Annotated in this window: 22 protein-coding genes, 2 pseudogenes and 1 riboswitch; of the genes and pseudogenes, 6 read left to right on the plus strand and 18 right to left on the minus strand. The window is 54.1% G+C overall.

Features of this window, described 5'->3' with window-relative positions; all coding sequences use genetic code 11:
• Window positions 1–57 precede the first annotated feature (57 nt).
• From J4614_RS10155 to J4614_RS10165, 3 genes are read left to right on the plus strand one after another with little or no spacing between them, the layout of a single operon-like run.
• Window positions 58–816 carry an endonuclease/exonuclease/phosphatase family protein gene (locus J4614_RS10155; RefSeq protein ID WP_208293163.1) on the plus strand — a complete coding sequence of 253 codons (759 nt, stop codon included), beginning with the start codon at window positions 58–60 and terminating at the stop codon, window positions 814–816.
• Window positions 813–2,054: a cardiolipin synthase ClsB gene (gene clsB / locus J4614_RS10160; protein ID WP_000649639.1), complete on the plus strand. Its 1,242-nt coding sequence runs from the start codon at window positions 813–815 to the stop codon at window positions 2,052–2,054. The genes J4614_RS10155 and clsB overlap by 4 nt, the downstream gene beginning before the upstream one ends.
• Entirely contained in the window at window positions 2,054–3,016 is a 963-nt protein-coding gene (locus J4614_RS10165; protein ID WP_001129824.1) for a YbhN family protein, read from the plus strand. The genes clsB and J4614_RS10165 overlap by 1 nt, the downstream gene beginning before the upstream one ends.
• A 2-nt stretch (window positions 3,017–3,018) precedes the next feature.
• On the opposite strand, the pseudogene J4614_RS10170 reads toward J4614_RS10165, so the two are convergent.
• The 9 genes and pseudogenes from J4614_RS10170 to moaA form a co-directional block, all read right to left on the minus strand.
• Window positions 3,019–3,261 (minus strand): annotated as a pseudogene (locus J4614_RS10170) (hypothetical protein); the annotation flags it as partial.
• Window positions 3,260–3,427, minus strand: a pseudogene (locus tag J4614_RS22125) (hypothetical protein); the annotation flags it as partial. The pseudogenes J4614_RS10170 and J4614_RS22125, both read right to left, overlap by 2 nt.
• A 23-nt stretch (window positions 3,428–3,450) precedes the next feature.
• A complete protein-coding gene (locus J4614_RS10175; protein ID WP_063916615.1) occupies window positions 3,451–4,158 on the minus strand; it encodes a Bax inhibitor-1 family protein in 708 nt (235 codons plus the stop codon).
• 145 nt (window positions 4,159–4,303) lie between these two features.
• Window positions 4,304–5,008 carry a Bax inhibitor-1/YccA family protein gene (locus tag J4614_RS10180; protein WP_000373611.1) on the minus strand — a complete coding sequence of 235 codons (705 nt, stop codon included), beginning with the start codon at window positions 5,006–5,008 and terminating at the stop codon, window positions 4,304–4,306.
• Window positions 5,009–5,055: 47 nt separating this feature from the next.
• Window positions 5,056–5,508 carry a molybdopterin synthase catalytic subunit MoaE gene (gene moaE, locus J4614_RS10185; RefSeq protein WP_000545204.1) on the minus strand — a complete coding sequence of 151 codons (453 nt, stop codon included), beginning with the start codon at window positions 5,506–5,508 and terminating at the stop codon, window positions 5,056–5,058.
• Window position 5,509: 1 nt separating this feature from the next.
• Window positions 5,510–5,755: a molybdopterin synthase sulfur carrier subunit gene (gene moaD, locus J4614_RS10190; protein WP_000598596.1), complete on the minus strand. Its 246-nt coding sequence runs from the start codon at window positions 5,753–5,755 to the stop codon at window positions 5,510–5,512.
• Window positions 5,748–6,233 carry a cyclic pyranopterin monophosphate synthase MoaC gene (moaC, locus tag J4614_RS10195; RefSeq protein WP_000080894.1) on the minus strand — a complete coding sequence of 162 codons (486 nt, stop codon included), beginning with the start codon at window positions 6,231–6,233 and terminating at the stop codon, window positions 5,748–5,750. Before moaC ends, moaD begins: the two co-directional genes overlap by 8 nt.
• A gap of 2 nt (window positions 6,234–6,235) precedes the next feature.
• The gene (gene moaB / locus J4614_RS10200; protein WP_000084604.1) at window positions 6,236–6,748 is read right to left on the minus strand and encodes a molybdenum cofactor biosynthesis protein B; all 513 of its coding nucleotides are present in this window, start codon (window positions 6,746–6,748) and stop codon (window positions 6,236–6,238) included.
• A gap of 21 nt (window positions 6,749–6,769) precedes the next feature.
• A complete protein-coding gene (gene moaA, locus J4614_RS10205) occupies window positions 6,770–7,759 on the minus strand; it encodes a GTP 3',8-cyclase MoaA (protein ID WP_000168180.1) in 990 nt (329 codons plus the stop codon).
• A riboswitch (molybdenum cofactor riboswitch) is annotated at window positions 7,747–7,891 on the minus strand. (Overlaps the previous gene by 13 nt.)
• 264 nt (window positions 7,892–8,155) lie before the next feature.
• Here moaA and yvcK point away from each other — a divergent pair.
• A complete protein-coding gene (gene yvcK / locus J4614_RS10210) occupies window positions 8,156–9,064 on the plus strand; it encodes a uridine diphosphate-N-acetylglucosamine-binding protein YvcK (protein ID WP_001246032.1) in 909 nt (302 codons plus the stop codon).
• A 91-nt stretch (window positions 9,065–9,155) separates the two neighbouring features.
• Here yvcK and slrP read toward each other — a convergent pair whose 3' ends face one another.
• From slrP to bioB, 7 genes are all read right to left on the minus strand, one after another.
• Window positions 9,156–11,423 (minus strand): SPI-1 type III secretion system effector E3 ubiquitin transferase SlrP, encoded by a 2,268-nt coding sequence (slrP, locus tag J4614_RS10215; protein WP_208293164.1) that lies wholly within the window; start codon window positions 11,421–11,423, stop codon window positions 9,156–9,158.
• A gap of 7 nt (window positions 11,424–11,430) precedes the next feature.
• A complete protein-coding gene (locus J4614_RS10220; protein WP_001563585.1) occupies window positions 11,431–11,604 on the minus strand; it encodes a hypothetical protein in 174 nt (57 codons plus the stop codon).
• Window positions 11,605–11,912: 308 nt separating this feature from the next.
• Window positions 11,913–13,934 (minus strand): excinuclease ABC subunit UvrB, encoded by a 2,022-nt coding sequence (gene uvrB / locus J4614_RS10225; RefSeq protein WP_000042502.1) that lies wholly within the window; start codon window positions 13,932–13,934, stop codon window positions 11,913–11,915.
• 650 nt (window positions 13,935–14,584) lie between these two features.
• The gene (bioD, locus tag J4614_RS10230) at window positions 14,585–15,271 is read right to left on the minus strand and encodes a dethiobiotin synthase (RefSeq protein WP_208293165.1); all 687 of its coding nucleotides are present in this window, start codon (window positions 15,269–15,271) and stop codon (window positions 14,585–14,587) included.
• Window positions 15,264–16,019, minus strand: a complete 756-nt coding sequence (bioC, locus tag J4614_RS10235) for a malonyl-ACP O-methyltransferase BioC (protein WP_000079904.1) — start codon at window positions 16,017–16,019, stop codon at window positions 15,264–15,266. The genes bioD and bioC overlap by 8 nt, the downstream gene beginning before the upstream one ends.
• On the minus strand, window positions 16,003–17,160 hold the full coding sequence (gene bioF, locus J4614_RS10240) for an 8-amino-7-oxononanoate synthase (RefSeq protein WP_208293166.1): 1,158 nt from the start codon (window positions 17,158–17,160) through the stop codon (window positions 16,003–16,005). Before bioF ends, bioC begins: the two co-directional genes overlap by 17 nt.
• On the minus strand, window positions 17,157–18,197 hold the full coding sequence (gene bioB / locus J4614_RS10245) for a biotin synthase BioB (RefSeq protein WP_000090724.1): 1,041 nt from the start codon (window positions 18,195–18,197) through the stop codon (window positions 17,157–17,159). The genes bioF and bioB overlap by 4 nt, the downstream gene beginning before the upstream one ends.
• 86 nt (window positions 18,198–18,283) lie before the next feature.
• On the opposite strand from bioB, the gene bioA reads away from it, so the two are divergent.
• Together bioA and J4614_RS10255 are read left to right on the plus strand one after the other, a co-directional pair.
• On the plus strand, window positions 18,284–19,573 hold the full coding sequence (gene bioA / locus J4614_RS10250) for an adenosylmethionine--8-amino-7-oxononanoate transaminase (protein WP_000205503.1): 1,290 nt from the start codon (window positions 18,284–18,286) through the stop codon (window positions 19,571–19,573).
• A gap of 57 nt (window positions 19,574–19,630) precedes the next feature.
• Window positions 19,631–20,107, plus strand: coding sequence for a kinase inhibitor (locus J4614_RS10255; protein WP_000767403.1), 477 nt, complete (start codon window positions 19,631–19,633; stop codon window positions 20,105–20,107).
• An 84-nt stretch (window positions 20,108–20,191) separates the two neighbouring features.
• Here the strand turns inward: J4614_RS10255 and hutH are convergent, their stop codons facing one another.
• Window positions 20,192–21,712 carry a histidine ammonia-lyase gene (hutH, locus tag J4614_RS10260; protein WP_183054696.1) on the minus strand — a complete coding sequence of 507 codons (1,521 nt, stop codon included), beginning with the start codon at window positions 21,710–21,712 and terminating at the stop codon, window positions 20,192–20,194.
• 1 nt (window position 21,713) lies between these two features.
• Window positions 21,714–23,399, minus strand: a complete 1,686-nt coding sequence (hutU, locus tag J4614_RS10265) for a urocanate hydratase (protein ID WP_001115208.1) — start codon at window positions 23,397–23,399, stop codon at window positions 21,714–21,716.
• Window positions 23,400–23,444: the final 45 nt, after the last annotated feature.

A 23,444-nucleotide genomic window follows, 5' to 3' on the forward strand; every position in this document is an offset into this window, starting at 1 on the left:
TTTTTGTGACGACGACTACACTATTTCAATCAGGATAGTGACGCGGACAGGAAGAAAATGACTCAACACACGCGAAATTTTTCATTCAAAGTGCTCACAATTAATACGCACAAAGGTTTTACCGCCTTTAATAAACGCTTCATCCTGCCGGAGCTGCGCGACGCCGTCAGAACGGTCGGCGCCGATATCGTCTGTCTGCAAGAAGTGATGGGCGCGCATGAAGTACATCCGCTGCATATCGAAAACTGGCCGGACACTACCCACTATGAATTTTTGGCCGACACCATGTGGAGCGATTTCGCCTATGGCCGCAATGCGGTCTATCCGGAAGGCCACCACGGTAACGCGGTTCTTTCTCGCTATCCCATTGAACATTATGAAAATCGCGACGTCTCGGTCGGCGGTAGCGAAAAACGCGGCGTGCTCTATTGCCGCATTACGCCGCCCATGCTCAACCGCCCTATCCACGTCATGTGCGTACATCTCGGCCTGCGGGAGAGTCACCGCCAGGCACAGCTAACCATGCTGGCGGGATGGGTGAATGCCTTGCCGGAATCAGAATCGGTGCTGGTGGCCGGAGACTTTAATGACTGGCGGCAAAAGGCCGGCCCGCCGTTAAACGCGGCCGGGTTGGAGGAGATATTCACCCGTGCCCATGGCCGACCGGCGCGCACATTCCCGGTGAGTATGCCGCTGCTGCGACTCGATCGTATTTACGTCAAGAATGCGAACGCCAGTTCTCCTACGGCACTACCGCTGCGGAACTGGCGACATTTATCAGACCATGCCCCCCTTAGCGCGGAGATCCATCTATGAAATGCGGCTGGCGTGAAGGTAATCAAATTCAGCTACTGGAAAACGGCGACCAGTTCTATCCTGCCGTGTTTGAGGCTATCGCTCAGGCACAGCAAAAAATCATTCTGGAAACCTTTATCTTGTTTGAAGATGAGGTGGGTAAAAAACTCCATGCCGCTCTGCTAAAAGCCGCACAGCGCGGCGTAAAAGCCGAAGTATTACTCGACGGCTACGGCTCTCCCGATCTCAGCGACGCGTTTGTCGGCGAATTAACCTCGGCGGGCGTGATTTTTCGCTATTACGACCCCCGCCCGCGTCTACTGGGGTTGCGAACCAATATCTTCCGCCGAATGCACCGCAAAATTGTGGTGATTGATGATCGTATTGCTTTTGTCGGCGGCATTAACTACTCCGCCGAACATATGTCGGATTACGGCCCGCAGGCGAAACAAGACTACGCGGTACGGGTCGAAGGGCCTGTTGTGGCCGATATCCTGCAATTCGAAGTCGAGAATCTGCCGGGGCAAAGCCCCGCGCGCCGCTGGTGGAAGCGCCATCACCAGGCTGAAGAAAACCGTCACCCCGGCGAAGCGCAGGCGCTGTTTGTCTGGCGGGATAACGAAGAGCACCGTGACGATATCGAACGTCATTATCTGAAAATGCTGACCCAGGCAAAGCGTGAAGTGATTATCGCTAACGCCTATTTTTTCCCCGGCTATCGCTTGCTCCACGCAATGCGTAAAGCCGCCCGCCGTGGCGTGAGCGTAAAACTGATTGTCCAGGGGGAACCAGACATGCCGATAGTCAAAGTCGGCGCGCGGTTGCTCTATAACTATCTGGTGAAGGGCGGCGTGCAGGTTTATGAATACCGACGCCGTCCGCTGCATGGCAAGGTGGCGCTGATGGACGATCACTGGGCCACGGTAGGGTCGAGTAATCTCGATCCGCTCAGCCTGTCGCTTAACCTTGAAGCTAACCTGATCATTCACGATCGTACTTTTAACCAGACCCTCCGCGATAACTTACAAGGCATCATCGTGAATGATTGTAAGCAGGTCGATGAGTCTATGCTGCCGAAACGCACCTGGTGGAACCTGACCAAAAGCGTGCTGGCGTTCCACTTTTTACGTCATTTCCCGGCGCTAGTCGGCTGGCTACCTGCGCATACCCCGCATCTGGCGCAGGTTCCCCCGCCTGCCCAGCCAGAAATGGAAACCCAGGATCGCGTTGATCCAGAAAATACAGGAGTGAAGCCCTAATGGCTAAATCGCATCCGCGCTGGCGGCTGGCTAAAAAAGTGCTGACCTGGCTGTTTTTTATTGCGGTCGTCGTTCTGCTGGTGGTTTATGCTAAAAAGGTCGACTGGGGTGATGTCTGGACCGTCATCCGCGACTATAACCGCACGGCGCTTTTAAGCGCTGTAGGACTGGTGATCGTTAGCTATCTTCTGTACGGCTGCTACGACCTGCTTGGACGGCTTTATTGCGGCCATAAACTGGCGAAGCGACAGGTGATGTTGGTATCGTTCGTCTGCTATGCCTTTAACCTGACGCTCAGCACCTGGGTCGGCGGGATCGGGATGCGTTACCGACTATACTCTCGCCTCGGGTTGCCCGGCAGTACTATCACGCGCATTTTCTCGCTCAGCATTACCACTAACTGGCTGGGCTATATTCTGCTGGGCGGCATCATTTTTACCTTCGGCGTTGTCCAGCTTCCCGACCACTGGTATATCGATGAAGGCACGCTACGTATTCTCGGTATCGTTTTATTGTTGATTATCGCGGTCTATCTGTGGTTTTGCGCCTTTGCAAAGCGGCGGCATATGACGATTAAAGGGCAGAAACTGGTGCTGCCATCATGGAAATTCGCGCTGGCGCAGATGGCGATCTCCAGCGCGAACTGGATGGCGATGGGCGCCATCATCTGGCTGCTGATGGGTCAGGATGTGAACTATTTCTTTGTGCTGGGCGTACTGCTGGTGAGCAGTATCGCGGGCGTCATCGTGCATATTCCGGCAGGCATCGGCGTGCTGGAGGCCGTATTCCTCGCGTTGCTGGCGGGCGAACATACGTCGCAAGGCACGATTATCGCCGCCCTGCTCGCGTACCGCGTGCTTTACTATTTTATTCCCCTGTTGCTGGCGCTGGTGTGCTACCTGATCCTGGAAAGCCGGGCGAAGAAGCTGCGGGCGAAAAACGAGCGGGCGATGGCGAAATAAATTTAAGCAGACGCGTTTTCGCTTTCCAGCACAACGCGTTTTATCCGGTAAAAATAAACATATGCTGAGAAAAAAGACGTATTCATCTGTAAGCGGGAAAAAAGCAGCAATGACCAGCTAAACAGCAGCAGGAGCACTTCGTGAAACTCGCCCATGAATACTGATGACAGGGTACAGAACGTTGCCAACGTAACGGAAATAATGGCCAGCAATAGCGCATACCGGTAAATAATGACCCCGTTCATATTCCCATGACAATCCGGTATTGAAATGAGAAATTAGCGCTGGCGGGCATTTCTTATTAAAATCCTCGCCGCCATTTTTAATGGCGCGAGTGACGTCTTTAGCTTCACAAAACGCTAACCAAAATTGTTTGCCACATAATTTACTCATTATACCCATCATCACCAACCCGAATAAAAAACCTGCCACGCCTACGGCCTGAAAGATAATAGTATTTCCAGAATCATCAAAATGATATAACGACACAGCGTAACCACAGCATTAATAATACCAAGGTAAAGCGTCAGCGCGCCAAATAAAGCGCAACGAGGCAGGGATGAAAACTCGCTGTGGTATAACATGCGGGCATAACCATGAAGCGTGGATTTTTCTAGCGCTGTAATCAATGTCCATACTAATACCGTCAGCACACTGACTATCCAGACCAGAGTGCTACTGGCCACCAGGCTATTGACAACTATCGCAGCGATGATCCCGCTTACCGCCATAAAAATTAACGGCCTGAATAGACCAGAACTGATATTCAGGTAGAAAATAAATAAGGCATTAAGACTAAACATGATTCCAACAATCACGAAAATGGTCGCGCCACCTGAGAAAAGGTAAGCTAATGACACGCCGGTAAGCGTAATGATGGCAATATATATCAACGTTGCGACAACAGTGCCAAAGCGGGAAAGACAGGTAATGGCCCCATACCCCAGGCCAAGCAAAAGTGTTGATATCCACAAAACAACAACAGGTTGAACGTAGGTTATCAAAAAATGAGTATACAACGTTAACCATATAATGCCGGCGGTACACCATAGTCCCAACGCAGTATACCAATAGGTAAGGGATAACATTGTCGCGGGAATAAATGCTATTTGCCGTATACGTATTGCAGCCAGAGGGCCCACTTGTCATTTATCACTCTTCACATGATCACGGTGATAAGAATGGCAAGCGCAGGAAAATATTTCTAAGATATCTATGCTGTTTCGCCCTAAATATAGTCCTAAAAAAATCCTGGCGCAGGGCCAGGATTTTAAGAGATCAATATAATTAGCGGCGATTGCCAAAAATACGCAATAACATCAGGAACAGGTTGATAAAGTCCAGGTACAGCGTTAACGCGCCGAGAATCGAATATTTACGCAGATTAGCGCTATCGCGGGTATCTATTTGCTCGCCGATATTTTTCAGTTTCTGCGTGTCATAGGCCGTCAGACCGACAAACACCACCACCCCGATATAGGTTACCGCCCACATCAGCGCTTCACTCTTCAGCCAGAAATTGACCAGCGAGGCCAGAACGATACCAATAAGCGCCATAAACAGCATATTGCCGAAACCGCTAAGATCGCGTTTAGTGGTGTACCCGTACAGGCTCATGGCGCCAAACATTCCCCCCGTCACCACAAAGGTGCTGGCGATAGAGGAGTAGGTGTAAACGATAAAAATACTGGATAACGTCAATCCGGTTAGCGCCGAATAGAGCATAAACAGCGTGGTCGCCATTCCGGCGCTAAGTTTATGCACCAGTCCCGACAGAACAAACACCAGCGCAAGCTGGGCAATAATTAAGCCAAAGAAGGTGATCTTACTGGAAAAGACAAACATCATGACGGCTGGCGTATTAGCCGCATACCACGCGATAAACGCGGTCAGTAACAGTCCGACCGTCATCCAGCCATACACTTGCGCCATATAGGTCTGCAGGCCGGACCGCGCCTGCACTATTGAATCAGATCGTGGAAATCTGTCCATGATGAACTCCTGTGTGGAAATGATACCCTAAAGCGTATCACATTCTGCTACCAACGTTTCGCCGACTGCTGGTCGCTGTCGCGCGCTTCGACCCAGCGATCGCCTTCCGGCGTGGCTTCACGCTTCCAGAACGGCGCACGGGTTTTCAGATAATCCATAATGAACTGACCGGCATCGAACGCGCTACTGCGGTGCGCGCTGGTGACGCCGACAAACACAATCTCATCGCCCGGCCATAATTCGCCAACGCGATGAATCACCGTGACCCGCCCCAGCGGCCAGCGGGAACGCGCCTTCGCGACGATCTCCGCCAGAGCTTTCTCAGTCATGCCGGGATAATGCTCCAGCGTCAGCGCCTTAACGCTATCGCCCAGGTTATGATTGCGCACTTTTCCGGTAAAGGTGACGACCGCGCCGTCTTCGTCGCGCGCCGCCAGCCAGGAATATTCCTCCCCGACGCTAAACGGCGCAGGGCCGACTACAATTCGCGTTTCGTGCATGTTAGCCCCCCGTGACTGGCGGGAAAAACGCCACTTCATCGCCCGCCGTCAGCGGGTGGTCAAAACTTACCAGCGTCTGGTTGACCGCCGCCAACAGCTTGCCGTCTTCCAGCGCCAGCGCCCAACGATCGCTCTTTGTCGCCAGATGCTGTCGCAGCGACTCAACGGTGGAAAAATCTGCTGGAAGATCCAGCGCATCAGTTCCTGTAAGCTCGCGAACCTGGGCGAAGAAAAGCACCTTAATCATGCGCATCCACCTTAAAATCCCCCGATTTGCCGCCGCTTTTCGCCAGCAGGCGCACCGGACCAATTACCATATCTTTTTGTACCGCTTTGCACATGTCGTAGATGGTTAACGCCGCGACGGACGCCGCGGTTAATGCTTCCATTTCGACGCCGGTTTTACCGGTCAGACGGCACAGAGACTCAATACGTACACGGTTATGCTCCGGCTCGGCCTGAAGCTGAATCTCCACTTTACTTAGCAGTAGCGGGTGGCACAGCGGGATCAGCTCCCAGGTGCGTTTGGCGGCCTGAATACCGGCAATTCGGGCGGTCGCGAAAACATCGCCCTTGTGGTGTTTGCCATCAACAATCATCGCCAGCGTTTCACTACGCATGGTAACGAATGCTTCCGCACGCGCTTCACGAACGGTTTCCGCTTTCGCGGAAACGTCCACCATGTGCGCTTCGCCTGCGGCGTTTATATGGGTTAATTGCGACATCGTTATTTCTTTAAATGAGGGTGAAAATTACATGGGCGTGTACGGGCATCCAACTGCGGCGCAATGATATTCTCCCATGCGGTTCTGCACGCTTTTGTGGAGCCCGGCATGGCGAAAATCAAGGTGTTATTCGCCACGCCAGCTACCGCGCGCGACTGCAGAGTTGCGGTGCCGATCTCTTCAAACGAGAGCATGCGAAACACTTCGCCAAATCCTTCCACTTCACGATCGAACAGCGGCAACAGCGCTTCCGGCGCCTGATCGCCTTCGGTCAAACCGGTCCCGCCAGTTATCAATACGACCTGCACCTCATCACTGGCGATCCAGGCGGAAACCTGGGCGCGAATCGCGTAACGGTTTTCTTTAACGATGGCTTTCGCCACCACTTCATGCCCGGCCTCCTGCGCCGAATCACGCAGATAATGACCGGAGGTGTCGTCTTCTTCGCCGCGTCGGCTGGAAACAGTAAGAATAGCGATGCGGGTCGGGATAAATTCAGCGCTGACCTGACTCATCTGAAATCTCCTTATTAAGGATTAACCGCCAATGTAAGATAAATTTTGCGTAATACCAGTATTGCTCTGGTGAAGGAAATGGGTCTGCTTTTTCTCCCGCAACGCGTCGGAAATACGTTCCTCAAGCGCGTATTGCTGCGCATCATCCTGTAACAGGTCGCGTAAACTCACGCCGCCGTCGCCAAACAGACATAAATGCAGCTTACCGACGGACGAAACACGCAGGCGGTTACAGGTGGCGCAGAAATCTTTTTCGTACGGCATAATGAGACCGATCTCACCGGCGTAATCGGGATGACAAAAAACCTGCGCCGGGCCATCGCTACGCTGGCGGAGCTGGTGGATCCAGCCGCGCTTAATCAGCTCGTCGCGTAATACCTGACCCGAAATATGATGTTTGCGGAAGAGATCGCTCCCCTCGCCCGTCTCCATAAGTTCAATGAAGCGTAGCTGAATGGGGCGAGGCTGAATCCAGGCAAGGAAGGTATCCAACTGATGGTGATTCACGTCGCGCATCAGCACGGTGTTGACTTTCACCTTTTCGAAACCGGCGTCAAAGGCGGCATCGATGCCCGCCATCACCTGGCGGAATTTGTCCTGACCGGTAATCGCATGGAACTGACGCGCATCCAGACTATCCACGCTAACATTGACGCCCGTCAGCCCCGCTTCGCGCCAGTTCGCGGCATCGCGCGCCAGTCGATAACCGTTAGTGGTCACCGCGATCTGGCGAATAGCATCATTTTCACCTACGGCGGCAATGATGTCGGTAAAATCGCGGCGTAATGAAGGCTCGCCGCCGGTAAGACGCACCTTCTCCGTGCCAAGACTGGCAAAAGCGCGCGTAACGCGACGAATTTCATCGACGGTAAGGAAACCGTTGTTAGTAACGCCGCCAGGTTTGTAGCCATCCGGCAGACAGTAGGTGCAACGAAAGTTGCACACATCGGTAATCGACAAACGCAAGTAGTAAAACTTACGCGCGAAAGCATCGGTAAGTTGTGAAGCCATGTACACCTTTCCAAATACGGGAGGCGGAGTCATTTCTTCCTGCGCCCTGGTGGCAAACGTTAAACGTTGTCACGGCCAAAGCACCATATCAAAAATGACCCAGGTGCAGAGGCTAGAGTGTTTACTGTGGTTACGCCGATACTAGCGTGTAAATGACAATTTCGCCATCACGCTTTCGCTATATAAACATATACATATCGATATGATCGTGCTATTTAGCGACAGAATACGTGAAAATCACACTTTTACATTGATATATATCATTTAGCCGTGGTAACGCCCTCGCTATAAAGGGGTAGTCGGGAATAATTAATTGTCTTTTAGCCGGTCGGCTAATTGCTGAAAACCCGCGACTTGCGCTACTGTAGCGCTGCTTATTTGACTTCAGGAATTTTTATGCGCAATCGTACGCTGGCTGACCTTGATCGTGTCGTTGCCCTCGGCGGAGGGCATGGATTAGGACGCGTCCTCTCCTCGCTTTCTTCATTAGGTTCGCGCCTGACCGGCATTGTGACTACCACAGATAACGGGGGGTCAACTGGCCGTATTCGCCGCTCGGAAGGCGGAATCGCCTGGGGCGATATGCGCAACTGTCTGAATCAGTTAATAACCGAACCCAGCGTCGCATCCGCTATGTTTGAGTATCGTTTTGGCGGTAATGGCGAACTTTCTGGTCATAACCTCGGAAATTTGATGTTAAAGGCGTTAGATCACCTGAGCGTGCGGCCTCTGGAAGCGATTAATTTAATTCGTAATCTGCTTAAAGTGGACGCGCAGCTGATCCCGATGTCGGAGCTACCGGTAGATCTGATGGCGATTGACGATCAGGGGCATGAGATTTATGGCGAGGTGAATATCGATCAGTTAGCGACGCCGCCGCAGGAGATCATGTTAACGCCAAACGTTCCGGCGACGCGGGAAGCGGTACAGGCCATTAATGACGCGGATCTGATTCTGATTGGCCCTGGCAGTTTTTATACCAGCCTGATGCCTTGCCTGCTGCTTGATGAACTGGCGCAGGCGCTGCGGCGCACCCCGGCGCCAATGGTGTATATCGGCAATCTGGGCCGCGAACTGAGTCTGCCCGCCGCCAGTTTAACGCTGGTCGATAAGCTGGCGATGATGGAGCAATATATTGGCAAAAAAGTCATTGACGCAGTGGTGGTTGGACCGCAAGTTGACGTCAGTGCGGTGAACGATCGGGTGGTGATTCAGGAAGTGCTGGAGGCCAGCGATATCCCCTATCGCCACGATCGTCAGTTACTACACAATGCGCTGGAAAAAGCGCTACAGGCGTTGGGTTAAGCCCGTTTACCGACGACGCTGCGCTTATCAGATGCCTGTTTACACCGAAGGGTAAACAGGCTCTCTCCCCCTTCTGATAAACTGCGTTCAGCTATCGCCAGTAGGCGCTCATGAGCGAGCTCACCTCTTTTTTCAGCAATATATTCTCCATGATCCCAGTAAAGTGGGTCCGATTGATCTCTTCCATTATCCGCATCCCAGCCATGCGCTCTGCGTCAGGATCACCCGCTATTCCTAACGCTTCCAGTTCAGCATTGACCCGGCTCTGATACTCATCCGTTTCAATATACTCAGCCCTTTTAGCCATCATTTCACGCCACTCTTCTGGCGCTATACGCTCCAGCACTTTATGCCACGGCCCCCACAGCGCAAACCATTTGTGAAAATCCCTATTTTCAGCAATTTTTATCCTTAATTCCGCCTCGTCAAGGTCAGACTCAGTGATACCCGAAACGTTATAAAATCGCATATCCTGGGTCATTGTTGTCAGCGACAGCGACTCTCGTAACTGATTCTGAAAACCCAGAAATACTTCGATTTCGTCAATAAAAAACAGCCGTTTTACCTTTTCTCTCGCGAGCGATTCTATTTGCTCCAGCCGAAAGATTTCACGCCCCGCCATAATCAGTTCCGCTAAGTGGCTATCAAAGACGCCTCTTTCAGCATCATGAACCAACGTCGCTTCCTGCATTTGGTGGTATGCCAGTGTGACCCGATCTTCACAGCTTATCGTTGCATCCATCGCTATAATAAATGCGGTTTCTCTTAGTGTGCTATCATCAGCCAGGCGCATTAGCCAGGCGGAGACTTGCTCCTTAAAATCCGAATGTCGGGTGTTCTGCGTATCGCCAAGACGATCCAGAAACATGCTGAAGGCTGCCGCGTTTACTTCCGTCTCAAACGCCCGCCATTGGTTGACGTCTTCCTCCTCGAGATTGGTTAGCCACCCCCGGACAGCTTGATGCAGTGGTCGAGTTACCCGAACAATTGAAAAGTCGCCCATGGCAAACAATACCCGGGGTCCCTGATAACCCACAGAGGACATTAGCCGCTGCATATTCTGTATTGTTCGTTCTGAAAAAGGATTACGTTCTACGATTATTCTTGTAGGTTGAGGTCCTTCACCACGAAAATGGGGTAACGACTCCGGGAGACGGACCAGGCGATTGCGAGAGGCCTGCATTATTTGTAATGCCGCCGGGAGGTTTTCCGGTAGATTACTCAATGCGTTACGGGAAACGTCCAGCGTTGTTATCGTGGGAGGTAGTGTTTCAGGCAGAACAGTAATCTGATTTTTACTTACATCCAGGAACTGTAATTCTGGTGGTAACGATGCGGGCAGACTGGTTAAGGCATTTTCGCCGGCCTCCAGATTCTTCAGGCCCGGCGGCAATGTTTCAGGCAGAGCGGTTAACGAATTACTCTGCACATTCAAATGGGTAATCCCTGACGGAAGATGTTCTGGCAGTGTCCTTATGCGGTTATCATAAACGCTCAGGTACCGAAGTTCCTCAGGTAGATTTTCAGGTAAAGAACTAATTTTATTATGGAAAAGATCCAGCGATTGAAGCGCTGAAGGCAAACGTTCCGGTAATTCAGTAATACGGTTAATGCTCAGCTCCATTTTCTGTATGGTATCCGGTAACGTGGCAGGGATACTGGTTAGCCGATTACTGCTGGCATACAGGGTCTTTATATTTCCCTGTAAATTTTCCGGCAAACTTTTCAGTTCATTGTTATCGAGTGTCAGAGTAGTTATCTGCTCAGGAATACAGGCGGGTATAGTGGTAAGTCCTAATATTTTCAGACGGAGTTCCGTCTTATTATTTTTCAGGCAGTCACGCATCCGTTGTACGGCTTCTTCACGATTTGCTGCCTCTTCCGCTGGTGCCTCTTTTACCCACTCAGACCAGATTAACTCATAATTCACAGCAACTTTGGAGCCGGAAGCGCTACTCGCCTGCTCGCTTTCTGTTACACGGGTATAGGTGACTGACTTTCCCCCTCCCTCAACGGTATAGCCCTCTGTATTAAAAATTATAGACAGAATTTCCTGACTATTTTCATTCAAAATACAGTATTGGTCTGTCCCCCCTCTATTACTCTGAATATTATCCGCATACGCCGGGAAGGCTAACTCCCTCAAACATTCAAACTTGCTTTTGATCTCTTCTGGCGAGGCGGTTTCAGGTGGATGACAAAGATAAGCGATGCAGCTTTGTGCTTCAACCTGATGTTCTGAAGAGAAAAAGGCACTTATTTTATTCCATATCTCTTCTTTTAAAGGCACCTCTGTTGATGCCTCATTGCTAATACTTTGATGCCTTGCCGTAGATTGTATATTAGTAATATTAAACATATTTTCCCTACCTGATCTGAACGTAACCTAAAGTAACAGATAAGGATATTCTCAACTTTAAACAAGAGGTCATAGTCATCATTATTTCGGACAAATCATTCAGTATTTGCAGCGCTTGACTTATAAATGCTCGCGCTTCCATCACCTCTTTTTTAAGTAGAATGATGTAATCTGTTGCCATGACACGCTTTCAACGAACTCACATAAGATTAAAATGACGATCATAAGGATAGCTATACCGATAATACGGGGCGTTTTTTTTCATAGCCGAGGAGAGAGGGAAAATTAGCGTTGGGTTCAGCCTCAACGCTAATTTTCTTCAGTTGTGATTAAACTAGCTACCCCATTGATGTTTTGAGTTTTTCGACAATCCCGTTAGTCAAAGCCTGTCACTGTTTTTCATTCCTGACTGACTTAGCCCTTACTATTGCACTGAAATTCTCAAAAGCGAGCCATGGTAACGATGACTCGCTGCCGATCGACACATTGTCAGGACGCCGCGATAAACAACTCGCGTAACTGGTGCAACTGGTCGCGAATTTGCGCGGCTTCTTCAAACTCCAGATTTTGCGCGTGCTGCATCATTTGCCCTTCCAGTTCATGAATTTTCTGCTGCAACGCTTTCGGCGTCATATCCAGTTCGACAATTCCGGCTTTTGCCGTAGAACGGCCCTTGCCTTTCCCCTTCGCTTTGGTTTTCGCAATGTTCTGCCCCAGCGCCAGGATGTCGACCACTTTTTTATTCAGCCCCTGCGGAGTGATACCGTGCTCTTCGTTGTACTTCTGCTGCTTCTCGCGACGTCGCTCGGTTTCGCCAATCGCCTTCGCCATCGACGGCGTGATTTTATCGCCATACAGAATCGCTTTACCATTAACGTTACGCGCCGCGCGTCCTATGGTCTGAATCAGGGAGCGCTCGGAGCGCAGGAAGCCCTCTTTATCGGCGTCCAGAATCGCCACCAGCGAGACTTCCGGCATATCCAGCCCTTCGCGCAGCAGGTTAATCCCCACCAGAACGTCAAACTCGCCCAGACGCAAATCGCGGATGATTTCCATGCGCTCCACGGTATCAATATCTGAGTGCAGGTAACGCACGCGCTCGCCGTGTTCTTCCAGATATTCGGTCAAATCTTCCGCCATCCGTTTGGTAAGCGTAGTGACAAGGACACGCTCATTAATGGCCGCACGCTGACGAATTTCGGACAGCAGATCGTCCACCTGGGTCGCCACCGGACGCACTTCAATAATCGGGTCCAGCAGCCCGGTCGGTCGCACGACCTGATCCACCACCTCATCACCAGATTTTTCCAGCTCATAGTTGCCGGGCGTGGCGGAAACATAGATAGTTTGCGGCGCTAAGGCTTCAAACTCCTCAAACTTCAGCGGACGGTTATCCAGCGCCGAAGGCAGACGGAAGCCATACTCGACCAGCGTCTCTTTGCGCGCCCGGTCGCCGCGATACATGCCGCCTATCTGCGGGATGGTGACATGAGACTCATCCACCACCAGCAGTCCGTCGGCGGGCAGATAATCGAACAAGGTTGGCGGCGGTTCGCCCGGCCCGCGGCCCGACAGAAAGCGGGAATAGTTTTCAATGCCTGAGCAGTAGCCCAGCTCGTTCATCATCTCTAAATCGAACTGCGTGCGCTGGCTTAATCGCTGCTCTTCAAGCAGCTTATTATTTGCCAGCAAGACTTTACGCCTGTCCGCCAGCTCATCTTTTATCTCTTCCATCGCCTGCAGAATACGCTCGCGCGGCGTCACGTAGTGCGTTTTGGGATAGATGGTATAACGTGGCACCGTTGACTCTACCTGCCCGGTTAACGGGTCGAACAGCGACAGGCGTTCCACTTCTTCATCAAACAGCTCAACGCGTAGCGCGATATCGTCAGATTCAGCCGGGAAGATGTCGATCACTTCGCCGCGCACGCGAAAGGTACCACGCTGAAAAGCTTGATCGTTACGGGTGTATTGCAATTCCGCCAGCCGACGCAAAATCGCGCGCTGGTCAATCAGCATTCCCACCGTCAGATGCAGCATCATTTTCAGGTAGAGATCCGGATCGCCCAGACCGTAAATCGCGGACACGGAAGCCACCACCACGACATCGCGTCGCTCAAGCAACGCTTTCGTTGCCGACAACCGCATTTGCTCAATATGTTCGTTTACCGAAGCGTCTTTTTCGATAAACGTATCCGAACTTGGCACATACGCTTCCGGTTGATAGTAGTCATAGTAGGAGACGAAATACTCCACCGCGTTTTCCGGGAAAAACTCTTTCATTTCGCCGTAGAGCTGCGCCGCCAGGGTTTTATTGGGCGCAAGCACCATCGTTGGCCGCTGCAAGTCCGCAATGACGTTGGCGATGGTGAATGTCTTCCCGGAGCCGGTCACGCCCAATAACGTCTGATGCGCCAGCCCGTCCTCCAGCCCCTCTTCCAGACGACGTATAGCGTCCGGCTGATCGCCAGAAGGTTTAAAAGCGGAATTCAGTTTGAACGGTTTACTCATGAGCGGCTACCTGAAGGAGTGAGCGGGCAGGGGTGTAATTTTACTCTCGACGGTGAATATTGCCAATAAAAAATACTGGATGAAAAAACAGTAACACTTCAGTGTATAATGGCTATCGGCAGATACCCCACGCTATTTAGAGGTAAAACATAGACAGTCGCGGGGTAAAATTCCAGCAGTGTGCTGGTTATCCCCAGACCAGAGTCTTTTTTAACATTTGTCAAGTCGGATGATGAAAGTTTTATGTCAACGTATCCCCCTTCCTTTACAACCATTGATTTTATATAACTTGCTGTCTGAAAAGGGATATTTTCTCAAGCCGTCTTTCGCGCCAATTTAGTCGCAGGCCGCGTCGCCTCTCGCTTACGTTGTGTTTTCTAACTCTAATACACAAGGTTATCCACAGGAATAGTGGATAACTGCTTCCAGCCCGTATCCCCTGCCGCCTGGCAAAATCAGCCCTTGACGTTTTCGCCGGGCGATAAAAAAAAATTATCGCTATTTTTGGCAGATTATTGGCTAACGAGAAGGGAAAAATTGAGGCGTAGACGCTCACATTTTGCACATTTTTAGCATGGCGACGTCAGGAGGGTCTGGCGAAAGAACAGCAGGATCGTCTGATCCTGCAAGAAGGCGGTTTTTAAGCGCGGTCAGGCGCGTTCCAGGGGGCTGAGGTCCAGATACTGTCCTGTCGCCGCCTGCGATGGAGAAACGCCCAGCCACGGGATTTCCCCTAACAGCGGGGCCGGTATGACGCGGCGAAGCGTCGCGAGATATTCACCATGACGCGCGCCCGGCGGCTGTATGTCGTTGGCTATCCATCCGACAAGTGGTAATCCGGCCTGTTCTACCGCCAGCGCCGTCAGCATGGCGTGATTAATACAGCCCAGCTTGACGCCAACAACCAGAATCACCGGCAGCTGTTCCGTCTGTACCCAGTCGACAAACGTCAGCGTGGCAGAGAGCGGTGTAAACCAGCCGCCCGCCCCTTCTGTCAACACCCAGTCTGCCTGCGCCTCCAGCGTTCGCAATCCGCGTGATAACACCGCCGCGTCTATCGCCCGGCCTTCGTCGGCGCTAACGATGTGGGGAGAGGTAGGCTCGGCAAAAGTATAAGGATTGATAGCGGAATAAGGTTGCGGCAGGCTGCTGTTACGCTGCAAGGCCAGGGCATCGCTATTGCGTAGCCCGTCGGTTGTCATTTCGCTGCCGGAAGCGACGGGCTTATAGCCTACGGTTTGATAACCTAACTGCGTTGCGGCCTGCAATAAGGCGCAACTGGCAACCGTTTTACCGACTTCAGTATCAGTACCGGTCACAAAATAGCGTTTAGTCACGTTCAATCACTCCCATAAAAAGATGGTACGTCAGCGGATATTTCCCCTGCCGCTGCGGCCATGCCAGTTGAATCTGTCTAAGCCGGGCGCGGGTTAATACATCCGACTCCCGCCCTTCATGAAGATGGGTGGCGCCAATGCCTTTAAGCGAGCGCATCGCGCTCAGGGCATCCTCAAACCACAATGTCATCGCCTGAGTATGACGAGACGCCCGCCAGCCGCGCAGCGCGTGGTCAATTGCCTCTTCCGGCAAAAAGCTATTCGCGTGAGCGCGATTATCGACGGCCTGCCATGCCTGACGCAGCTCCGGCAACGACCCCTGGCACAAGGTGGTAAACGCCACCACGCCGCCGGGCCGTACAACCCGATACAACTCGCTCAACGCATCACGTAAATCGCCGCACCACTGGACCGCCAGGTTGCTCCAGGCCAGGTCAAAAACTTCGGCGTCATGGGGAATCGCTTCGATATCCGCCAGCAAATAGTGATGCGCCGCCTGACGATCGCGCGCCTGTTGCAGCATCGCCAGCGAAAGATCCAGGGCGGTCACTTCGCTCCCCCGCTCTCGCCAGTAACGACTCATACGTCCAGGGCCGCAGCCTGCGTCCAACACACTGGCAAACTGGCGGCCTGCCAACAGCGTCAGCAGCGCATCCGCGCTGTGTTGCTGCAAAGAGGCGTGTTGTTCATATTGCGATGCGGCCCGGCCAAACGCCGCCGCAATAGCCTGCTTATTCACCTGCGCCATGCAGCACCTCCAGCAGACGGTCGATATCGCACGCTTCATGCGCCTGCGTTAACGTTAAGCGCAGGCGCGCCGTACCGACAGGCACCGTCGGCGGACGAATCGCCGTCGCCCAGCATCCTTGTTGACGCAGCGCCTCCGCCAGGCGCAATGCACGGCTGTTATCGCCCACGATTAACGGCTGGATGGCGCTATGGGCATTCAGTAGCGTAAATCGGGACGCGTTAACGCCGGCCCGAAAGCGCTGAACCAGAGCGGCGAGTTTTTCGCGCCGTTCACCACCTTCATCGCTACGGATCACCGCCAGCGAGGCGCTTAACGCCTGCGCCTGGGCGGGCGGCATACTGGTGCTGTAAACCAGATGGCGGGCGAATTGCAGCAGATAATCCGCGACGCTTTCCGAGCAGAGCACCGCTGCGCCGCTGACGCCAAACCCCTTACCGAAAGTCACCACCAGCAACTCAGGCTTCACCCCCCGTTGCCAGCAGGTGCCCCGCCCCTCATCGCCAGTCACGCCGATGCCGTGCGCATCATCAACCAACAGCCAGGCATGATGCTTGCGGGCAATGTGCTGGATTTCCGCCAGCGGCGCGCTGTCGCCGTCCATGCTGTATACACCTTCTGTCACCACCAGTTGCTGGCCCACGCAGGGCGATTGCAGTAAACGGGACAGATGCTGCGTATCGTTATGGATAAAGCGGCGAAGCTGCGCCGGACTCAGATTAGCGGCTTCCAGCAGGGAAGCATGACTCAACCTGTCGGCCACAATCCGGTCATTTTTTTTCATTAAGGCGGTAATGACCGCCTGATTCGCCGCAAAGCCAGAGATAAACAGCAGCGCGCGTGGATATCCTAACCATTGCGCCAGTTCCTCCTCTAACGCCTGGTGCGCCACGGAATAACCGCTGATATGACCCGACCCGCCGCTGCCGACGCCAAAACGCGTCGCTGCCTGTTGCCAGGCGCGAATAATCTGCGGGTGTTGGCTTAAGCCGAGGTAATCATTGCTGGAGAAGTTAAGATACTGTCGCCCGTTCACTACCAGCCAGCGTCCGGCGCCCTGCGACACCACATAGCGGCGGCGCAATGTATCCGTCGCCCGACGCGCCGTCAGCGCATCGTCGACGCGTTGTTGCCAACTCATAAGGCTGCCGCGTTGTAATAATCATCGGTGTCAGGCGTCATCAGCGTCTGCTCCAGACGTTGCTGCTGCTCGTTATCGCCCGCCAGCACCCTGGTCTGCTGCGGATTCAGCCCCAGCTTACGGAATAACTGCAGATCCTTGTCCTCTGCCGGATTTGGCGTAGTTAACAATTTGCAGCCATAGAAAATCGAGTTCGCCCCGGCCATAAAGCACATCGCCTGGGTCTGCTCGTTCATCTGTTCACGTCCTGCGGAAAGACGCACGTATGAGGTCGGCATCATGATGCGCGCCACGGCGATAGTACGAATAAAATCAAACGCATCCACGTCATCGTTATCCGCAAGCGGTGTGCCTTTCACCTTCACCAGCATGTTGATTGGCACGCTTTCCGGCGGCGTCGGCAGGTTCGCCAACTGCAACAACAGTCCGGCGCGATCGGTAACCGTTTCGCCCAGACCCACAATGCCGCCGGAGCACACTTTAATCCCTGCTTCACGGACTTTTTCCAGCGTGTCGAGGCGCTCCTGATAGGTACGGGTAGTGATGATATTGCCGTAAAACTCCGGCGAGGTATCGAGGTTGTGGTTGTAGTAATCCAGCCCGGCGTTAGCCAGACGCTGCGCCTGGCTCTCGTTCAACATACCGAGCGTCATACAGGTTTCCAGCCCCATCGCTTTGACGCCCTGTACAATCTTCTCCAGATAAGGCATATCGCGTTCATGCGGATTCTTCCAGGCCGCCCCCATACAGAAGCGGGTCGAACCGGCGTTTTTCGCTTTACGGGCGGAGTCCAGTACCTGCTCTACTTCCATTAAACGCTCGGCTTCCAGCCCGGTTTTATAGCGCGAGCTCTGCGGGCAGTATTTACAATCCTCCGGGCAGGCGCCGGTTTTGATCGACAGCAGCGTACTAACCTGTACCTGCTGCGGATCGAAATGCTGGCGATGAATTTGCTGCGCTTCAAACAGCAATTCCAGCAGTGGTTTTTCAAATAATTCGGTTACTTGCGACAGTGTCCAGCGTGGGTGGCGAGCCATCGGGCTTCTCCAAAATATGTTGTTTGTTTTTGATATGGTGTAGACTCGTAAACCTAAATCTTTTTAATTTGGTTTACAAGTCGATTATGACAACGGACGATCTGGCCTTCGATAAACGCCATATTTGGCATCCTTACACTTCCATGACCTCGCCGCTGCCGGTATATCCCGTTGAGCGGGCCGAAGGCTGCGAGCTGGTTCTCGCCTCGGGCGAACGCCTGATTGAGGGGATGTCCTCCTGGTGGGCGGCCATTCATGGTTATAACCACCCGCAATTGAACGCGGCGATGAAAGCGCAAATTGACGCCATGTCGCATGTCATGTTCGGCGGCATAACCCATCAACCTGCGGTGAATCTGTGCCGTAAGCTGGTCGCGATAACGCCTGAGCCGCTGGAGTGTGTCTTTCTGGCCGACTCTGGTTCGGTGTCGGTAGAAGTGGCCATGAAGATGGCGCTGCAATACTGGCAGGCGCGGGGCGAATCGCGTCAGCGTTTTCTGACGTTTCGCCACGGTTATCATGGCGACACGTTCGGCGCGATGTCGGTGTGCGATCCGGATAACTCCATGCACAGCTTGTGGAAAGGCTATCTGCCGGAAAATCTGTTCGCGCCGGCGCCGCAAAGCCGGATGGATGGCGAATGGGATGAAAGCGACATCGCGCCATTTGCCCGCCTGATGGCCGCGCATCGCCATGAAATCGCCGCCGTGATTCTGGAACCTATCGTTCAGGGCGCGGGCGGGATGCGCATATATCATCCACAATGGCTCAGGCGTATTCGTAACATGTGCGATCGCGAAGGCATTCTGCTGATTGCCGATGAAATAGCCACCGGGTTTGGCCGTACCGGCAAACTGTTCGCCTGCGAGCACGCCGGGATCGCGCCGGATATTCTGTGTCTTGGCAAAGCCTTAACCGGCGGCACCATGACCCTCTCGGCAACGCTCACGACACGCCAGGTTGCAGAGACTATTAGCAACGGCGAGGCGGGGTGTTTTATGCATGGCCCGACGTTTATGGGGAATCCGCTGGCCTGCGCCGTCGCTTGCGCCAGCCTGACGCTGCTGGAAAGCGGCGAATGGCGTCAGCAGGTGGCGTCTATCGAGTCTCAGTTACGCGCTGAGTTAGCCCCCGCGCAAAGTTCTCCCTGGGTGGCGGATGTGCGGGTGTTGGGCGCGATTGGGGTGGTTGAAACCACGCATCCGGTCAATATGGCGGCGCTTCAACGCTTCTTCGTCGGGCAAGGCGTCTGGATCAGGCCGTTCGGCAAGCTAATCTACCTGATGCCGCCCTACATTATTCGTCCGGATCAACTGCGCCGTTTGACCCAGGCGGTCAATGACGCGGTACACAATGAAACATTTTTTAGCCATTAATCAGCGGTAAGCGATGCTGCTTCTGGCTACACTTCTGGTGAGTCAAAAGGAGAGCGCATGAAACTTATCAGCAACGATTTGCGCGATGGAGATAAACTTCCTCATCGCCACGTTTTTAACGGTATGGGCTATGATGGCGATAATATTTCGCCGCATCTGGCCTGGGACGACGTGCCGATGGGCACCAAAAGTTTTGTCGTGACCTGTTACGATCCCGACGCGCCGACCGGCTCCGGCTGGTGGCACTGGGTGGTGGTGAACCTCCCGGCGGATACGCGCGTACTGACCCAGGGGTTCGGCTCAGGACTGGTGGCCGTACCAGACGGCGTCATTCAGACGCGTACCGATTTCGGTAAAGCGGGCTACGGCGGCGCGGCGCCGCCTAAAGGGGAAACGCACCGCTATATCTTTACGGTTCATGCGCTGGACGTCGAGCGTCTTGACGTTGATGAAGACGCCAGCGGCGCGATGGTCGGCTTTAACGTGCATTTCCATTCGCTCGCCAGCGCCTCGATCACGGCGATGTTCAGTTAAACGCTGTGCCGGATGGCGGCGTAAACGTCTTACCCTGCCAACGGGTTGGGTAAGCCGAATAAGCGCCTCGCCATCCGGCAGCATTCACATAAAGTCCGGCACCAGACGCTGTAACGCGCCTTGCGCCAGCAGCGCCGTCGCACACTCAATATCGGGTGCGAAAAAACGATCCTGCGTATAGTGCGCCACCCGCTCGCGTAGTGTCTGCCGCGCCTGTTCCAGTAACGGGCTGGAGGTTAACCCTTCCCGTAAATCTATCCCCTGACAGGCAGCCAGCCACTCCACGGCAATGATGCCGCGGGTATTCGCCGCCATTTCCCAGAGTCGCCGTCCTGCCGCCGGGGCCATTGAGACATGATCTTCCTGATTCGCCGAGGTCGGCAGGCTATCCACGCTGTGCGGGTGCGCCAGCGCTTTATTCTCGCTGGCGAGCGCTGCGGCGGTGACCTGGGCAATCATAAAACCGGAATTAACGCCGCCATTTTTCACCAGGAACGGCGGTAACTGCGACATATGTTTATCCATCATCAGCGCGATGCGCCGCTCCGATAGCGCGCCGATTTCCGCTATCGCCAGCGCCAGATTATCCGCCGCCATGGCAACCGGTTCAGCATGGAAGTTACCGCCGGAGATCACCTCCCCCGCATCGGCAAAGACCAGCGGATTATCGGATACCGCGTTGGCCTCAGCCAGCAGTACCTCTTTCGTCTGACGTAACTGGGTCAGACAAGCGCCCATTACCTGCGGCTGACAGCGAAGGGAATACGGGTCCTGAACTTTATGACAGTGGTGATGTGATTCAGCAATAGCACTGGTATCGGTCAGCAGATGCCGGAACAACCGCGCGACGTCAATTTGCCCCTGTTGTCCGCGCGCGGCATGAATGCGCGCATCAAAAGGACGGCGCGATCCCAGTACGGCTTCGGTGGTCAGCGCGCCGCAGACAACGGCGGAGGCAAATAACTCCTGTGCCTCAAACAAACCGCGCAGCGCGAAGGCCGTTGACGCCTGGGTGCCGTTAAGCAGCGCCAGCCCCTCTTTGGCCGCCAGCGCGACAGGCTCCAGTCCGGCCTTTTTTAGCGCCGTCTGCGCCGGAAGCCATTCACCCTGCCAGCGCGCTTTTCCTTCGCCAAGCAGCGTCAGCGACAGATGCGCCAGCGGCGCTAAGTCGCCCGACGCGCCAACCGAGCCTTTGGCCGGAATCAGCGGATACACGCCGGCATTCACCAGAGCGATGAGCGCTTCTATCTCGCTCAACCGAATCCCGGAAAACCCGCGCGCCAGGCTATTGATTTTCAATACCATGATCAGACGCACCATCGCGTCATCCAGTGGGTCGCCTACGCCCGCGGCGTGAGACAGCACCAACGATCGCTGTAGATTTTGCAAGTCTTCATCAGCGATGCGCGTCTGCGCCAGCAGGCCGAAACCGGTGTTGATGCCGTAGGCGGTACGCCCTTCGGCAACGATATCATTGACGCACGCGACGCTGGCGTTAATGCCGTCAATGGCGCTGGCGTCCAGCCGAAGCTGTACCGGATGACGCCAGACATCGTGCAGTTGAGAGAGGCTTAACTGCCCCGGAGTGAGTGTTATGGTGTTCATATCAGTCTTTCCCCTGCGTCGCCGCAACCATCGGTAAATTCAGACCTTGCTCAACAGCGCATTCCACCGCGAGATCATATCCGGCATCGGCATGGCGCATGACGCCCGTCGCCGGATCGTTGTGTAACACGCGGCGAATACGCGCGGCGGCCTCGTCAGTGCCATCACAGACAATCACCATACCGGCGTGTTGCGAAAAACCCATCCCCACCCCGCCGCCATGATGGAGCGATACCCATGTCGCCCCGCTGGCGGTATTCAGCAACGCATTTAACAGCGGCCAGTCGGAAACCGCGTCGGAACCGTCGCGCATCGCTTCGGTTTCACGGTTAGGGCTGGCGACAGAACCGGAATCCAGGTGATCGCGGCCAATCACAATAGGCGCGGATACCTCACCGCAACGCACCATTTCGTTGAACGCCAGCCCCAGTTTTTGCCGCCACTCCAGGCCTACCCAGCAGATACGCGCCGGTAGCCCCTGAAAATGAATGCGCTCGCGCGCCATATCCAGCCAGTGATGCAGATGTTTATCCTCAGCCACTATCTCTTTGACTTTGGCATCGGTTTTATAGATATCCTGCGGATCGCCGGACAGCGCCACCCAGCGAAACGGCCCGATGCCACGACAGAACAGCGGACGAATATAGGCTGGCACAAATCCCGGAAAATCAAAGGCGTTTTCCACCCCCATCTCTTTCGCCATCTGGCGAATATTGTTGCCATAGTCAAAGGTCGGCACGCCCATTTTACTGAACGCCAGCATCGCCCGAACATGCGCCGCCATGGAACGTTTCGCTGCCTGCATCGTCCCGTGGGGATCGGATTGCGCGTTTTTCTGATACTCCTCCCAGCGCCAGCCGGAGGGTAAATAGCCATGTAGCGGATCGTGGGCGCTGGTCTGATCGGTCACCAGGTCCGGGCGCACGCCGCGATTAACCAGTTCCGGCAGGATATCCGCCGCGTTCGCGCACAGGGCGACGGACACGGCTTTCCCCTCGCGGGTGTAGCGCGTAATGCGGGCCAACGCGTCATCCAGCGTGGCGGCCTGCTCATCCACGTAACGAGTACGCAGACGAAAATCGATACGGCTTTGCTGGCATTCAATCGTCAGCGAACACGCTCCGGCCAGCGTCGCGGCTAGCGGTTGCGCGCCGCCCATGCCGCCCAGCCCGGCGGTCAGCACCCAGCGTCCCGCCAGCGTGCCGTTATAGTGCTGACGCCCCGCCTCGACAAAGGTTTCGTATGTTCCCTGCACGATTCCCTGACTGCCGATATAGATCCAGCTTCCGGCCGTCATTTGACCGTACATCGCCAGCCCTTTCGCATCCAGTTCGTTAAAGTGTTCCCATGTCGCCCAGTGGGGAACCAGGTTGGAGTTGGCGATTAATACCCGCGGCGCGTTGTCGTGCGTTTTAAATACGCCGACCGGTTTACCAGACTGAATAAGCAACGTTTCGTCCGCCTCCAGCCGGGTGAGCGCATCAACAATAGCGTCATAGCATTCCCAGTTGCGCGCGGCGCGACCAATCCCGCCGTAGACCACCAGCTCATGCGGATTTTCCGCCACGTCAGGATCGAGATTATTCATTAACATCCGCAGCGGGGCTTCTGTCAGCCAGCTTTTCGCCGTTAATACCGTGCCTCGGGGCGCGCGGATAGTCTGCTGACGATACTTGCTTTCAGGCATAGCAATGACTCCTCATTGTTATCGGTCTGCCATCGCCAAATAACG

This window comes from Salmonella sp. 32031103-2018-00083-FB-01-SM-01 (genome assembly GCF_017571995.1).
Taxonomy (GTDB): domain Bacteria; phylum Pseudomonadota; class Gammaproteobacteria; order Enterobacterales; family Enterobacteriaceae; genus Salmonella; species Salmonella enterica.